Origin of the sequence: Flavobacterium notoginsengisoli (assembly GCF_014207905.1) — a bacterium.
Taxonomy (GTDB): domain Bacteria; phylum Bacteroidota; class Bacteroidia; order Flavobacteriales; family Flavobacteriaceae; genus Flavobacterium; species Flavobacterium notoginsengisoli_A.
The window spans coordinates 40,731-57,135 of the sequence record NZ_JACHLB010000013.1 but is presented as its reverse complement, the minus strand read 5'-3'; the positions used below and the strand labels follow the sequence as shown (position 1 = coordinate 57,135).

11 protein-coding genes and 1 rRNA gene are annotated in these 16,405 nt (G+C 35.6%); all 12 read left to right on the top strand.

From position 1 onward, the window contains the following. Window positions 1-90: ribosomal RNA gene (gene rrf, locus HNP35_RS23595) — 5S ribosomal RNA — on the top strand; the annotation flags it as partial. Between the two features lie 138 nt (window positions 91-228). Next, on the top strand, window positions 229-675 hold the full coding sequence (locus tag HNP35_RS23590) for a PepSY-like domain-containing protein (RefSeq protein ID WP_184168181.1): 447 nt from the start codon (window positions 229-231) through the stop codon (window positions 673-675). A gap of 85 nt (window positions 676-760) precedes the next feature. Then, on the top strand, window positions 761-1,789 hold the full coding sequence (locus HNP35_RS23585) for a LacI family DNA-binding transcriptional regulator (RefSeq protein WP_184168179.1): 1,029 nt from the start codon (window positions 761-763) through the stop codon (window positions 1,787-1,789). Window positions 1,790-2,065: 276 nt separating this feature from the next. Continuing rightward, complete coding sequence (locus HNP35_RS23580; protein ID WP_184168177.1) at window positions 2,066-4,219, top strand: alpha-glucuronidase family glycosyl hydrolase; 2,154 nt, start codon at window positions 2,066-2,068, stop codon at window positions 4,217-4,219. A 166-nt stretch (window positions 4,220-4,385) separates the two neighbouring features. Further along, the gene (locus HNP35_RS23575; RefSeq protein ID WP_184168175.1) at window positions 4,386-5,123 is read left to right on the top strand and encodes an SDR family NAD(P)-dependent oxidoreductase; all 738 of its coding nucleotides are present in this window, start codon (window positions 4,386-4,388) and stop codon (window positions 5,121-5,123) included. A 122-nt stretch (window positions 5,124-5,245) separates the two neighbouring features. Beyond that, window positions 5,246-6,409, top strand: a complete 1,164-nt coding sequence (gene uxuA / locus HNP35_RS23570; protein WP_184168196.1) for a mannonate dehydratase — start codon at window positions 5,246-5,248, stop codon at window positions 6,407-6,409. Window positions 6,410-6,548: 139 nt separating this feature from the next. Next, complete coding sequence (locus HNP35_RS23565; protein WP_184168173.1) at window positions 6,549-9,155, top strand: glycosyl hydrolase 115 family protein; 2,607 nt, start codon at window positions 6,549-6,551, stop codon at window positions 9,153-9,155. A 188-nt stretch (window positions 9,156-9,343) separates the two neighbouring features. Further along, entirely contained in the window at window positions 9,344-10,453 is a 1,110-nt protein-coding gene (locus HNP35_RS23560; RefSeq protein ID WP_184168171.1) for an endo-1,4-beta-xylanase, read from the top strand. Window positions 10,454-10,763: 310 nt separating this feature from the next. Next, a complete protein-coding gene (locus HNP35_RS23555) occupies window positions 10,764-12,197 on the top strand; it encodes an MFS transporter (protein ID WP_184168194.1) in 1,434 nt (477 codons plus the stop codon). A gap of 21 nt (window positions 12,198-12,218) precedes the next feature. Further along, a complete protein-coding gene (locus tag HNP35_RS23550) occupies window positions 12,219-13,253 on the top strand; it encodes a glycoside hydrolase family 43 protein (protein ID WP_184168169.1) in 1,035 nt (344 codons plus the stop codon). Between the two features lie 18 nt (window positions 13,254-13,271). Continuing rightward, window positions 13,272-15,014 carry a glycoside hydrolase family 43 protein gene (locus tag HNP35_RS23545; RefSeq protein WP_184168167.1) on the top strand — a complete coding sequence of 581 codons (1,743 nt, stop codon included), beginning with the start codon at window positions 13,272-13,274 and terminating at the stop codon, window positions 15,012-15,014. A 381-nt stretch (window positions 15,015-15,395) separates the two neighbouring features. Then, a complete protein-coding gene (locus HNP35_RS23540) occupies window positions 15,396-16,403 on the top strand; it encodes a GntR family transcriptional regulator (RefSeq protein ID WP_184168165.1) in 1,008 nt (335 codons plus the stop codon). Window positions 16,404-16,405: the final 2 nt, after the last annotated feature.

The following is a 16,405-nucleotide window of genomic DNA, read 5'->3' as shown; positions in this document are numbered from 1 at the left end:
GGCTCACCTCTTCCCATCCCGAACAGAGAAGTTAAGCCCGCCTGCGCAGATGGTACTGCAGTTATGTGGGAGAGTATGTCGTCGCCTTTCTTTTTAGAATCCTCATCATTTATTTGATGAGGATTTTTTTGTTTATTATATTTTGAGAAATTAAAACTTTCTTAAATTTGTTTGAATGCATTTTTTGAAGTGGTAAATTAGTAATACTATACTTTAAAGAAATGAATTATGAAGATGAAGATATTATTAGCTGTAAACTTGTTATTGGTAACAGTTTCGGCCAGTGCACAGAAGAAAATTGAAGTGACAGAACTCCCAAAACCTGCACAAGAATTTTTAAAGAAACATTTTACCCATACTACAGTTGTAAAAGCTCAAAAAGATGCCGAACACGGAGAAAAAGGTTATGAAGTTAAGTTGAAAGATGGAACAGAAGTAGAGTTCTGGAAAGATGGTTCGTATCGTGAAGTTGATGGAGGAGATGAGCCAATTCCGACTGATTTTATTCCTGATAATATTAAGGCTTATGTAGCGAAAAATCATCCGAACGAAAAAATAACGCACATCGACTATGGACACAAAGATCTGGATGTTGATTTGACCAATAAAATTGACTTAGAATTTACTAAAGACGGTAAAATTCTAAAAGACAAAAAGAATAATGTCAAAAAGTAGACAGCAAATTTTGGTTCGATCGAAATCTTATATAGGAACATCTTGAGAGAAAATAGTTTATATTTACATCTTTATTTTTTATTTCATGGAAGAAAATAAACATGTAACGATATACGATATTGCCGAAAGACTCAATCTGGCAACATCAACTATTTCAAGAGCTTTAAAAGACCATCACACAATAAGCGACAAGACAATTAAGAAAGTCAAAAAAACCGCTGAAGAAATGGGATTTGTGCCGAATACTTTAGCAGCAGGTTTACGCGGAAACAAAACCCGAACCATTGGTGTTTTGATCCCCACCGTTACACAGCCCTTTTTATCTTCATTAATCAGCGGGATTGAAATTACAGCCCAAAAATCGGATTATACGGTTATCATTATGCAGTCACATGACTCGTATGAAGAAGAAGTGAATATGGCGAAATCTTTGTACAGCAATCGTGTGAGCGGTGTTATTTGCTCTTTGGCAATGGAAACCAGAGACACAGCGCATTTTCATCAGTTTTCCAACAATAATATTCCGTTAGTTTTTGTTGATAGGGTTCCTAAAGATTACAATACTTTTAGAGTTGTTATTGATAATTATTCTGCAGGTTACAAAGCGACTAAACACCTTATAGAGCAAGGTTGTATTCGTATCGCGCATTTAACGGCTGGCTCAGAATTGGGAAATTTATATAGCGAAAGAAAAAGAGGATATATTGAAGCCTTAAAAGATCATAATATAGAAGTGGAAGAGGAATTGATTATCAATCTGAATTCTGTTACTTACGAAGATGGTGTAAAAGCCAGCAACGCTTTATTCGATTTAAATCCAATTCCAGACGGATTGTTTGCACCAGGAGATATTTTGGCAGTAAGTGCTGTGCAGACTGCTAAAAAACGTGGAATTAAAGTACCTGAAGAATTTAAGGTAATTGGTTTTAATAACGACCCGATTTCGCAGATTATAGATCCTAATTTATCGACTATAACACATCCTGCCGAAAAGATGGGAAAAGCGGCGGCCGAAATTATTATCAAAAACCTAAAATCGTCTAAAAATGATGATGCTAAAGAGATCACATTCTTAAATACCGAAGTACTGGCTAGAGAATCTTCGGAGAAGTAAAAAAATAGGATTTAAAACCTAAATCAAACCCCTCCAAAGCAGGATAGTTTTTATAATTATCCTGCTTTTATTTGTTATAGAAATAATTTTTTTGGAAAAAAATACAGCTAAAGTTTTTTTATTAAATAACAATCTTATATTTTTACGCAACCGATTGCAATTGTTGTTTTATTTAGAATAATGTATTTTTTGAATTAAAATTTTATCAAATACTTTTAATCAGGAATAAAATATTGATGTTGTAAAAATGAAATTGTAAAGAATAAATTAAAACCAATGACTTCATTAAGATTTGTTTTCCTGTTTCTTCTTATTTCCTTTTCGGCTTTGGCTCAAAAGGATTATAAATTGTGGCTTCAGTATAATACGGTTGTAAATTCTTCAATGGCATTAGAATACAAAAACAATCTTAAAGGCATTGTTGTTTTGGGAAATTCAGAAACCATCAAAATTGCTGAAAGAGAACTTAAAACAGGATTTTTCGATATGTTAGAAAGTATTCCTGAAATCAAACAAGATGTTAAAGGAGAGAACAATCTTATTATTGGTTCAGAATTGAATTTAAGTTCCGAAATTAAATCTGAACTGAAAGCAGATTTCGAAAAAATTAATAATGAAGGTTTCATAATTAAATCCATTTCACTTAAAAATAGAAAGCAAATCATTATTACAGGGAAAAATGATGTTGCTGTTTTATATGGCGTTTTTGATTTTCTTAGAATATTGCAGACCAATATATCAGTTAAAAATTTAAATATTGCTGATTCTCCAAAAACGAATATCAGAATCTTAAATCATTGGGATAATCTTGACAGAACGGTAGAACGTGGTTATGCCGGATTTTCTCTTTGGAACTGGCAGAAACTTCCAGATTTTATAGACCAGCGTTATATTGATTACGCCAGAGCGAATGCCTCAATCGGAATCAACGGAACGGTTTTGACCAATGTAAATGCAAACGCCTTAATTCTAACTCCACAGTATTTAAAAAAAGTAGAAGCCTTGGCCAATGTTTTCAGACCTTATGGAATAAAAGTTTATTTAACCGCAAGATTTTCGGCACCGATTGAAATTGGAAACCTAAAAACTGCCGATCCAAAAGATCCTGAGGTCATTAATTGGTGGAAAAATAAGTCGGCTGAAATCTATAAACGAATCCCAGATTTTGGTGGTTTTTTGGTAAAAGCCCATTCAGAAGGTCAGCCTGGCCCTCAAAATTATGGCAGAGATCATGTCGATGGTGCTAATATGCTGGCTGATGCCGTCGCACCTTTTGGCGGTGTAATTATGTGGAGAGCCTTCGTGTATTCTGAACATGATGCCAATGATCGCGCGAAACAAGCTTACGCCGAATTTCAGCCGTATGACGGAAAATTCAAAGACAATGTAATTGTTCAGGTGAAAAATGGAGCGATTGATTTTCAACCGAGAGAACCGTTTCATCCGTTATTTGGATCTATGTCAAAAACGCCTTTAATGATGGAATTTCAAATTACGCAGGAATATTTAGGTTTTAGTACGCACTTGGTTTTTCTGCCTAAATTATTTCAGGAAGTTTTAGAATCTGATACCTATCAAAAAGGAAATGGTTCAAATGTAGCCAAGGTTATTGATGGCACTTTATATCAAAATAAACTAACGGGAATTGCTGGCGTTGCTAATATCGGAAACGATTTAAATTGGACTGGACACCCTTTTGCACAGGCCAATTGGTATGGCTTCGGAAGACTGGCATGGAATCCGTATTTAGATTCTGAAGTTATTGCAGAGGAATGGTTGAGAAGTACATTTTCTAATGATGAAAATTTCATTAAACCAGTAAAAAACATCATGATTGAATCGCGCGAAGCTGTTGTCAATTATATGACTCCATTAGGTTTGCATCATATTATGGATACAGGACATCATTACGGCCCTGGCCCATGGGTTTCCAATTTATCAAGACCAGAATGGAATCCGACTTATTATCATAAAGCAGACAAAAATGGAATTGGTTTCGACCGATCGAAATCGGGTACAAATGCCGTTTCGCAATACGCACCAGAAGCTACCAAACTTTTTGATAATTTAGAAACTTGTCCCGAAAAAGAGCTGTTATGGTTTCATCATCTTTCATGGGATTATAAACTGAAAAACGGAGAGACACTTTGGAATGGTCTGGCGCTAAAATATCAAGAAGGTGTAAATCAGGTAAAAGAAATGCAGAATGTTTGGAACAAAACTGAAAAATATGTGGACAGCGAACGTTTTAATGAAGTGAAAATGTTATTGGAAATTCAGTATAAAGAAGCAAAATGGTGGCGCGATGCCTGTTTGCTGTATTTTCAGCAGTTTTCAAGAAAAGAGCTTCCTGCTGGAGTAGAAAAACCGACACAAACATTAGAGTATTTTAAATCATTAAAATTCCCTTTTGCACCGGGGAATGGATAAATAAAATTAAATAATTGTAACGCGGATGAAGCAGATTCGCTATCGCAAAGACACGGAAAAAACGGATTTTTTCCAATTAAAAGCTTAAATAAAAATCCGTGGAAATCAGCGTTTTCGCGATAGCGAATCCGTTTTATCTGCGTTCTAAAAATATAGTATAAAAATTATGAGCAAGAAAACGGCAATTGTAACCGGAGGAAATTCGGGATTAGGTTTTGCAACGGCAAAAAAACTTTGTGACAACGGAATCACGACGTATATAATCGGAAGATCAAAAGAAAAAACAGAAGATGCCTGTAAGGAAATTGGAGAAAATGCCATTCCGGTAATCTTTGATTTAAATGATTTAAAAGGAATTCCGGCAATGATTGAAAGTATTACCAAAAACGGTTCAGTCGATATTTTGGTTAACAATGCCGGAATCAATATGAAAAAAGAAATTCCTGATGTAACCGATGAAGATTTTCTTTCTATAATTCACACCAATTTATTGAGCGTTTTCGCCGTAAGTCGAGAAGTGATTAAAAACATGAAAGAAAACGGAGGCGGAAGCATCATTAATATCAGTTCGATGGCATCTCAATACGGAATTCCAAAAGTAATTGCGTATTCGTCAAGTAAAGGCGCCATTGAAGCCATGACACGTGCAATGGCAACAGAATTAGCACCTTCAGGAATACGTGTAAATTGCATTGCTCCGGGATTCATTAAAACTAAAATGTCATCAACAGCGCTTGATAACGATCCGGAAAGAAAAAATAAAGTATTAGGAAGAACGCCAATGGGATATTTGGGCGAACCTTCAGACATTGCAGATGCGGTTTATTATTTCGCTTTAAGCGAATCAAAATATACTACGGGTACAGTTTTGCCAGTTGATGGCGGAAATAGTATAGGTTTTTAGAGAATGCTGAAAATTGCTCGCAAAGACGCAGAGGCGCAAAGTTTTTATTTAAAAAGACTTAAAAAGAAAAATACTTTGCGACTTCGTGTCTTTGCGAGATTAAAAAAATAAGTATGATAAAAATGCAGCAAACCATGCGTTGGTTTGGACCTCAAGACAACGTAAAACTTATCGATATTAAGCAAGCTGGTGCAACGGGAATTGTAACCGCATTGCATCAAATTCCTGTTGGAGAGATATGGACTATTGAAGCTATAAAAGAGAGACAGGAAATTATTCGCAATTATGGACTGGAATGGACTGTAGTTGAAAGTTTGCCTGTTCATGAAGAAATCAAAAGAGCTTCTGGAAATTATCTGCAATACATTGAAAATTATAAAATCAGTTTGCAAAATCTTGCGGACTGTGGCATCAAAATCATAACCTACAATTTTATGCCGATTCTGGATTGGGTGCGAACGAATCATAATTTTATAAACGAAGATGGAAGCAAAGCTTTGCTGTACAATCAGGATGCGTTTACTTATTTTGATGTTTTTCTTTTGAAAAGACCGAATTCAGAAAACGATTATTCTGATGCTGAAAAAGAAAAAGCGTTGCAGTTTGGAAATCAATTATCGGAAGAGGAAAAAGCATTATTATTTAAAAATGTTTTGTTGGGATTGCCGGGAAGTAAAATCAATTTTACGGCAGAACAAATCTTATCTCTTTTAGAAAATTATGCTGAAATCGACAATCATAAACTAAGAGAGAACCTGATTTATTTTTTATCAGAAGTAACGCCGATTGCGGAAAAAAATGGGCAAAAATTAGCCATTCATCCCGATGATCCGCCGTTTTCGGTTTTAGGACTTCCAAGAATTGTCTCGACAGAAGATGATCTGAGAGCGATTTTTAACGCCGTTCCATCAACAGCAAACGGATTGTGTTATTGTACAGGTTCCTTAAGTGCTGATCCAAAAAATAATCTTGAAAAAATAATAGACGATTACGGAAATCGAATTCATTTTTTACATCTGAGAAATACCATCCGCGAAAGCGAAACTATTTTTAGGGAATCAGAGCATTTAAATGGCGATGTTAAAATGGAAGTGATTGTTGAGAAATTATTGTTGCTAATGAACGAAACCAAAATAAGTCTGCCAATGCGCCCAGATCACGGTTTTCTGCATCGAGTTGATGAAGAAACTGAAACTTATCCTGGTTATTCGTTAACTGGAAGATTAAAAGGTTTGGCCGAATTACGAGGTTTGGAAATGGGAATTGGGTATAAATTGAATTTGTAATAAAAGTTTCCTAAATCTAATACGCTGAAAATTTCTCGCAAAGTCGCAGAGGCGCAAAGTTTTTATTTAAAAAAGCTTAAAAAGAATTGCTTTGCGACTCTGCGACTTTGCGAGATTAAATAAAAAAGTTTGTGACGCTATGTGTTCAAAAATTAAAACTTCATACTTAATTCTATTGCTTTTTCTAATCGGATTAAGCAGAAATTCGTATGCCATAAATCCAGAGAAATATGTAGTCAATCAGGCTTCTAATGAAAATTTTCCTTTAGTAAGTAAAGGCAAAATAGCTTCGATTTTGGTTGACGATAAAGATTATGTAGGAGTTTTAAAAGTAACAGGACATTTAGAAAATGATATTTTTAACGTTTCCGATTTACATTCGAAGAGAATAAAAAAGATTTCAGAAGCAGAAGATTTTGTGGTTATTATTGGCACGCTTGGAAAAAGTGAAATCATCAATCAATTAGCCAAAAAAGGAAAAATTGATGCAAATTTGCTTCAGGGAAAATGGGAAAAATTTACCACGCAGATAGTCGAAAATCCGTTTAAAGGAATCAAGAAAGCGCTGGTAATTGCAGGTTCAGATAAGCGAGGAACGATTTACGGAATCTACGATTTGTCTAATCAAATTGGAGTTTCGCCTTGGTATTATTGGGCAGACGTTCCAGTGAAGAAACAATCAGAATTGCATGTTCTGCCTGGAATTCATTCGCAGGAAGAACCAAAAGTAAAATACAGAGGAATTTTCATAAATGATGAAGCTCCGGCATTAACTGGTTGGGCATTCGAAAAATTTGGAGGATTCAATTCGAAATTCTATGATAAAGTTTTTGAATTGATTCTGCGAATGAAAGGCAACTATTTATGGCCAGCCATGTGGGGCAGAATGTTTTATGTTGAAGATCTGCAGAATGCTATTTTGGCCGATGAATATGGCGTTGTAATGGGAACTTCACATCACGAACCGCTAACAAGAGCGCATGCAGAATGGGGGAAATCTAATGGGAAATGGGATTTTACGACCAATTCAGAAGCTTTGATTCAATTCTGGAAAGACGGAATTAAACGAATGGGAAACAAAGAAACCATTGTTACCGTTGGAATGCGTGGCGACGGTGACGAACCGATGACCGAAGGAACGGCGATTGAATTATTAGAAAACATCGTAAAAACGCAAAGAAATATCATTGCAGAAGGGACCCAAAAACCGGCAGAAGAAACGCCGCAAATGTGGGCGCTTTACAAAGAAGTTCAGGATTATTACGACAAAGGCATGACAGTTCCTGATGATATTACGCTTTTGTTGTGCGATGATAATTGGGGAAATATCCGAAAACTTCCGGAACTGGATTCGAAACCCAGAAAAGGCGGTTACGGCATTTATTATCATTATGATTATGTTGGTGGTCCGAGAAATTACAAATGGATCAACACGAACCAAATTGAAAGGGTTTGGGAACAAATGGATTTGGCGTATCAATACGGTGTCGATAAAATCTGGATTGTAAATGTGGGCGACATCAAACCAATGGAATTTCCGATTGAGTTTTTCTTGGATATGGCGTGGAATCCTGAAAAATTTAATGCAGGAAATTTAGAACAATATTATGCAGATTGGGCTAAAGAAAATTTTGACAATCAGTTTACTGGTGAAATTGCAGAGATTTTGAAATTATATACAAAATACAATTCACGAAGAAAACCTGAATTATTAGACTCAAAAACATATAGTATTACAAATTATAATGAAGCAGATAGAATTGTCGCAGAATATCAGAAACTGGTTGAAAAGGCTAATTCGATAAACGAAAAATTGAAACCAGAATACAAAGATGCTTTTTATCAGCTGGTTTTATTTCCTGTTTTGGCAAGCGCTAATTTGAATGAATTATATGTGGCGCAGGCTAAAAATCAATTGTATGCAGAACAGAGAAATGTCATAGCAAATGATTATGCTGAAAAAGTTAAGAAGTTATTTGAAAAAGATGTCGAGCTCACAAATTATTACCATGCCCAAATAGCAAATGGAAAGTGGAATCACATGATGTCGCAGACGCATATTGGTTATGATAATTGGCAGCAACCGGATAAAAATGTGATTCCGAAAACAAAGAAAATTGCGCTTGCAGTTCAAGCGGTAAAAGTGATTACCGCTGAAGAGATTTTAAAAAAAGAGACATCAATTAGTAAAAAACAAGATTTAGCTCAAGCTTATGGTTTTATTGAGAACGACGGTTATATTTCAATAGAGAGTGAAAATTATTCTAAAGCAATAAATTCAGATTCAGTAAAATGGACGATAATTCCGAATCTTGGAAAAACATCGTCAGGTGTAACTTTAAAACCTTCTAATATTCAGTCAATTGAGATTTCAGAACAATCTCCAAGATTAGAGTACACCGTTCATTTTTTTAATAAAGGAAAAATAAAAGTAAACGCTTATTTTTCGCCAACAATCAATTTTAAAAAAGGTGACGGATTAAAATACGGAATTGCTTTTGACAATGAGAAACCACAAATTATGAACCTCAACGCAGATGCTTCAGAAAAAGCTTGGGCTGAATCTGTTGCGAATAATATTAAAATCATAACATCGACACATAATATTGAAAAAGCAGGAAATCATATTCTAAAGATTTATGGAATTGATCCAGCGCTGGTGCTTCAGAAAATTGTAATTGAAACTGAAGAGGGAAAAGTTTTGGAGTCGTATTTGGGACCGCCAGAGAGTTTTAGGAAGGAATGATATTTTTATAATACTACGTTCTGTTTGTCATTTCGACGAAAGGAGAAATCTTCGCAAGAAACTCTACAAAGTTGATCCAGCATGCGGAGATACTCGCGAAGATTTCTCCTTTCGTCGAAATGACAAGATTGGAGATAATTATTATGAATTGAAAAAGAAAAACGATTAACTATTTAAACCAAAAAGATATGAAATGCATTAAACCTTATTTATTTGCCGTCACGGCCTTGCTGACCATAAGCTGTACGTCGCAAAAAGAAACTGCTTCATTAAAAGATGTCTATAAAAGCGATTTCTACATTGGAACTGCTTTAAGTGCCAATCAAATCGAAGAAAAAGACAAGAAAGTAGACTCTTTGATTCGAAAAGAATTTAATGCGATTACGGCAGAAAATATTATGAAATCGATGTACACGCATCCACAGAAGGATAAATACGATTTTGCTTTATCGGATAAATTTGTGGCGTATGGAGAGAAGAATAAAATGTTTATTCATGGACATACTTTAATCTGGCACAGTCAATTAGCTCCATGGATGGAAAAAATTGCCGACAGTACAGAAATGAAAGCCTTTATGAAAGATCATATTACGACAATCGTTTCCAAATACAAAGGTAGAATCAATTCGTGGGATGTTGTCAACGAAGCTTTAAATGACGATGGAACTTTGAGGAAATCAGTTTTTTTGAATACACTTGGCGAGAAATATTTGGTTGATGCTTTCAAACTGGCAGAAAAAGCCGACCCAAAAGCAGAGTTATATTACAACGATTATAATATCGAAGAACCAGCAAAAAGAGCAGGAGCGATTGCTTTGATCAAAAAAATAAAAGCCGAAGGCGGAAAAGTCGACGGAGTTGGTATTCAAGGACACTGGCGATTACAAAGTCCGTCATTAGAGGAAATTGAAAAAAGCATTTTGGAATATTCGGCTTTAGGAATCAAAGTAGCTTTTACAGAATTGGATATTACCGTTTTGCCAAATCCTTGGGATTTAAAAGGAGCAGACGTAAATCAGAAATTTGAAGGAAACCCTAAAATGAATCCGTATCCTGAAAAATTACCCGATTCAGTTCAAACACAATTGGCAGAACGTTACTCATCGATTTTTAAACTATTTTTAAAGCATAAAGACAAAATCAGCAGAGTTACGTTTTGGGGCGTTCATGATGGTCAATCTTGGCTAAACGATTGGCCGATTAAAGGAAGAACCAATTATCCGCTTCCGTTTGACAAGGAATTAAAACATAAACCAGCTTACGACAGCATCTTAAAGTTGAAAGAAACTAAAGAATAAGCAGTCAAAACGGCTCAAGATTGATAAATTAATCAGCAATCGGTTGTGAAATGAAAAATAACTTAAATAAAGTAAACTAAATTTGCATAATATGTTTTTTTGTCTAATTTTACACAACCGATTGTTTTAATTGTAATTCACGTTCCTGCAAGGTTTTCAAAACCTTGTAGGTATGATTTTAGAAATTGTATAAAATAATTGAACCCTATATGCTTTTGAAAACCTTGCAGGAGAAAAACTGACTAACTTTATTTTTTAGAAACCACTTTTGCTTACATAACTAATCAATAAAATGACCACAAACCCACGAATGACTAACCTTTCACAAAAACTATCCATTAAGGAAAAAATTGGGTACAGCTTAGGGGACTTAGCTGCCAATTTAGTTTTTCAGACTTTGATGACCTATCTGGCGTATTTCTACACCGACATTTACGGATTATCACCAACAGATTCTTCCATCATCATGCTGATTGTTGGATTAATTGCAGCTTTTATTTTTAATCCGATTATTGGAGTTTTGGCAGATCGAACCAGTACCAAATGGGGAAAATTCAGACCATGGATTTTAATAACCGCAATTCCGCTTGGAGTAGTGGCATTATTAGCCTTTTCAACTCCCGATTTCTCTTATAAAGGAAAAGTAATTTATGCTGTTGTAACCTACACTTTATTACTGCTTTTTTATGCCGGAAACAATCTGCCGTATTCTGCTTTAAGCGGAGTGATTACAGGCGATATGAAAGAACGAAACAGTATGTCATCCTATCGTTTTGTTGCGGTAATGTTTGCACAGTTTTTTGTTCAGGTTTTCATGCTTGGAATTATCAAAAGTGCCGGAAATGGTGATAAAGCAATTGGAATCGAAAAAGTAATGACCGCTTTGGCGATTATCGGAACAATCATGCTTTTAATTACTTTTTTAACGACGAAAGAAAGAATCATTCCGAAACCAGAGCAAAAATCAAGCGTAAAAGAAGATTTGAGCGATCTAATCAAAAACAGACCTTGGGTTATCATGCTTTCGCTGACGACTTTGGTTTTTGTGACTTTAGCTATGAAAGGCGGTTCGTATGTATATTATTTTGAGAATTATGTAGATAAAGAACAATTGGCAGTTTTTATTCAGCCTATTTTGGATTTTCTTACGAATGTTGGATTGAATCATTTTGGGAATGATCCCGTTTCGGCCGGATTTGGACTGTTTAATGCTGGTGGAATTATCTTTATGATTGTCGGAATTACGTTGTCTAAAAATCTCGCTGATAAGTACGGAAAACGAAATGTGTTCGGATTGTTTTTATTCATTTCGACACTTTTTATCATCGCTTTTTATTTCTATCCGCCAACATCAATCGGATTGATATTTTTCTCTCAAATTCTGCACGGATTTTTCTACGGAATCACAATTCCAATTTTATGGGCGATGATTGCAGATGTTGCCGATTATTCGGAATGGCTTAATAATCGAAGAGCGACAGCCATTATCTTTTCTGCAATGATGGTGGGATTGAAAAGCGGATTAAGTATTGGCGGTGCTTTAACTACCTTATTCCTAGGTTATTTTCATTACGTTCCGAATGCGTCAGAACAATCTGAAACAGCTATAAACGGAATCAAATTATTAGTGAGTATTTTCCCTGCAATCCCTTTTTTAATTGGAGTTGGATTGCTGTTTTTCTATAAAATCAATAAAGAAATGGAAGTGCAAATTGAAAGTGAATTAAAAGAAAGAAGAACTTAATTATTTAAATAAAATATAACTATGCCTGAAGATAGCATTGAACACATTAATTTTGAGGAAATTAATGATTTGGCGATTTCAAAGCCATTAGTATCGCATATGTATACAGCCGATCCTTCGGCGCATGTATTCAATGGGAAAATTTACATTTATCCGTCGCATGATATAGATGCCGGAATTCCGTTTAACGATAATGGCGACCATTTCGGGATGGAAGATTATCACGTTTTTTCGATGGACACCATTTCATCTGAAGTTGTGGATAACGGAGTAGCACTTCATGTAGATGATGTGGCCTGGGCTGAAAAACAAATGTGGGCACCCGATGCAGGACATAAAAACGGAAAATACTATTTGTATTTCCCAGCTAAACGTGCCAACGGAATTTTCCAGATTGGAGTAGCGATAGGCGATGCACCGGAAGGCCCGTTTATACCGCAGCCCGATGCCATAAAAGGAAGTTACAGTATCGATCCTGCTGTTTTTGAAGATGAAGACGGAAAACATTATATCTACTTTGGAGGTATTTGGGGTGGACAGCTTCAGAAATACCGCGACAATAAATACGATGACAACAACGAAGAGCCGTTTGGAAATGAACCTGCTTTAGGACCAATCGTAGCGATGCTTCGTGATGATATGCTCGAATTTGCGGAAGAACCAAAAGAAATTCAAATTCTCGATGAAAACGGAAAAGTGATTTTGGCAAGCGATAACGACCGTCGCTTTTTTGAAGCTTCATGGGTTCATAAATACAACGGAAAATATTATTTCTCTTATTCAACGGGAGATACGCATTTTATTTGTTATGCTATTGGCGACAATCCGTATGGGCCGTTTACGTATCAGGGAAGAATTTTAAATCCCGTTGTGGGTTGGACTTCACATCATTCTATTTGTGAAGTTGAGAGCGAATGGTATTTGTTTTACCACGATTCAAGCTTGTCAAAAGGTGTAACGCATTTAAGAAGCATGAAAGTAACCAAAATCGATTATCTCGAAGACGGTTCGATAGTAACAATTGATCCGTACGGAATAAGAAGATTGTTTGATTAAGATTTTAGTCCTTAAAAAATGGTTAAAAGAAGCAGATTAGGTAGTGCATTGGTCAGCGCAGTCATTTTAATGAGTGCTTTTTCATCGTGTAAAAAAATTTCGCAAAGTTCACAATCGGTTGTGTATTCTAATTATGCTGTTTTTGACTGGTTTGATTACCGAGGAAATGACGATGCGTACCAAAATCTGACGAAATCTGAAAATGAATATCTGAATCCGATTTTGGCGGGATTTTATCCTGATCCTACAATCTGCAGTGCAAACGGAAAATTTTATTTGGTCAATTCTTCTTTTTGTTATTTTCCTGGGCTTCCTATTTTTGAAAGTACAGACTTAGTCAATTGGAAACAGATTGGAAATATCATCAATCGTCGCGAACAAGCCGATTTTGGAAATTCTCGTTTGTCAGGCGGTATGTACGCTCCAACAATTCGATACAACAAAGGCATTTTTTATGTGATTTGTACCAATGTCAGCGGAGTGGGTAATTTTATTGTTACGGCTAAGAATCCGTCTGGGCCTTGGTCAAATCCGATTGCGCTTCCTGAAGTTAACGGGATTGATCCTGATATTTTCTTCGATGAAGACGGAAAAGTGTATATCACACATAACGGACCTCCGCCCAATAATGTTTCAGTTCATGATGGTCATCGTGCCATTTATATGCTGGAATACGATTTGGAAAAACAAAAAACCACAACAGCTCCCAAATTGGTTATTAACGGCGGAACCGATATGGCGATAAAACCAGTCTGGATTGAAGGGCCACATGTAATTAAAAAAGACAGATTTTATTATCTGATTTGTGCGCAGGGTGGAACAGGTTTTAATCATTCAGAAGTGGTTTTTAGAAGTAAAAATGTTTATGGTCCTTATGAAAGTTATGTTCATAATCCGATTTTGACACAATCACATTTAGACCCAAATCGTAAAAATTTAGTTTCGACAACAGGTCATGTGGATTTTGTTGAATTGCCAAATGGCGATTGGTGGTCAGTATTTTTAGGTTGTCGTCCATATGAAGGCGATTTATACAATACAGGAAGAGAAACCTTTATGATGCCTGTGGAATGGAAAAACGGTTGGCCAGAAATTATTGGCGGTAATGAAGCCATTCCGATGAAAAACAAGCGTCCGAATTTGCCTTTTTTAAAAGAAAAGGTAGAACCGAATAATGGCAATTTTGTTTGGAAAGATGATTTTGATTCGAATGAATTGAATTTGAAATGGAATTTTATCAGAACGCCTTCTAAAAAATGGTACGAACTAATTAATGGAAAACTATTAATCAAACCAAGAAAAGAATCGATTCATACTGAAACGAATTTTTCTTTTATAGGAAGAAGACAACAGCATTTAAAGTTTGAAGCTTCGATAAAATTTGAGTTTACGCCAAAAGATAATTTACAAGTTGCTGGTTTGACAGCGTTTCAAAATGAAAAACATTATTTGCTGATTGGAAAGCGATTGAATTCAGAGGGAAAACAAGAAGTTTTTGTTGAAAGAACGGCAAGCAAGATTAATAATGGAAAGTCTGAGATAATTGCTAATAAAGAGCTTTTAAGTGCTGATAAAATATTGTTTGTGAAGATTGAAGGAAATGGAAGGAATTATAGTTTTTATTATAAAACAATTCAAAAAGCTGATTGGATTTTATTGATTAAAGATGTTGATGGATCGATTTTGAGTACAAAAGAAGCGGGAGGTTTTGTGGGGACGCATTTGGCGATGTATTCTTCGAGTGAGCATTTTGGGGGATAGTTTCGGTTCAGTATGTCATTGCGAGGAACGAAGCAATCTAACTCGCGAATCGACAAAGTGATTTAACCGCATGGTTCGCAATGGATTACGCAAAGAACGCAAAGAAATCCACACGATCTTGTCATTTCGAGGAACGAGAAATCTTCGCAAGTAGCTCGACAAAGATTGGCGATATGCGTTGAGGAGTTACTTGTGAAGATTTCTCCTTACGTCGAAATGACAAAACAGAGAGTAAATACTTGGCGAACCTTGCGTAATCCCTTGCGAACTTTGCGGTTGGATTATTTTCTGAAGCTTAAAAAATAACATAATTAATATAAAAAACAATTTTTTATAAAAGATTTTTGTGTACTTTAGCATAACAGAACGGAACAGAACGGTATGCCAAAAGAAGAAGAAAAATTTGAGTTTATAATCAATCATGAAAGTGATATTCCGAAGTACCAGCAGTTGGTGGACGGAATCACAAATTCAATTGCAGAGAATATTTTACAAAAGGGAGATTTACTTCCGTCAGTGAATGTGATCTGCAAAACATATCAGCTTTCGAGAGATACGGTTTTTAAGGCTTACTCGATTTTGAAAGAGCAGAATACGATTGAATCGGTACCGAATAAAGGCTATTACGTAGCCGGGGAAACTCGAAAAGTGCTTTTGGTTTTAGATACGTTTAAGGCTTATAAAGAGGTTTTGTATCATTCGGTTGTGAATAATCTGCCGGATAATGTGATTATCGATGTGCAGTTTCATCATTATAATATTGATGTTTTTAAAACGATCATCAATAACGGAATCGGGAAGTATTATAAATATGTGGTGATGAATTTTGATCACCGAGACATTGCTCCGGCATTGTTGGCAATTGCAAGCGATAAACTGCTTTTGATTGACTGGAATATTCAGGCAGATAAAGCTCAGAATTATGTGTTTCAGGATTTCGGGAAAGCGTTTTATGAGTCTTTGACAGAGGCGGTTGATTTATTTAAAAAGTATAAAAAGATACAATTTGTATATCCTGATTTTACGAATCATCCGTGGGAAACAGTAGAGTTTTTCAAGAAATTCTGTGCCGATTTTGGTTTTGAATATGATCTGATTACAGATCCGAAGAAGTTCAATATCGAAAAAAGAATTGCCTACATCAGCGTAAGCGACAGGATTTTAGGGCACTTTTTGGAGCAGTGCAAAGAGAAAGATTACGAACCGGGAAAAGATGTTGGCTTTTTGTCGTACAACGAAACCCCGATGAAGAAATTTATATACAAAGGAATTTCGGTTGTTTCAACTGATTTTAAAGAAATAGGAACCAAAGCAGCGGCATTTATTACGCATGACGAAGAAACGAAGTGTTATGTGCCGACAAAATTAATAATAAGAGAATCATTGTAAGT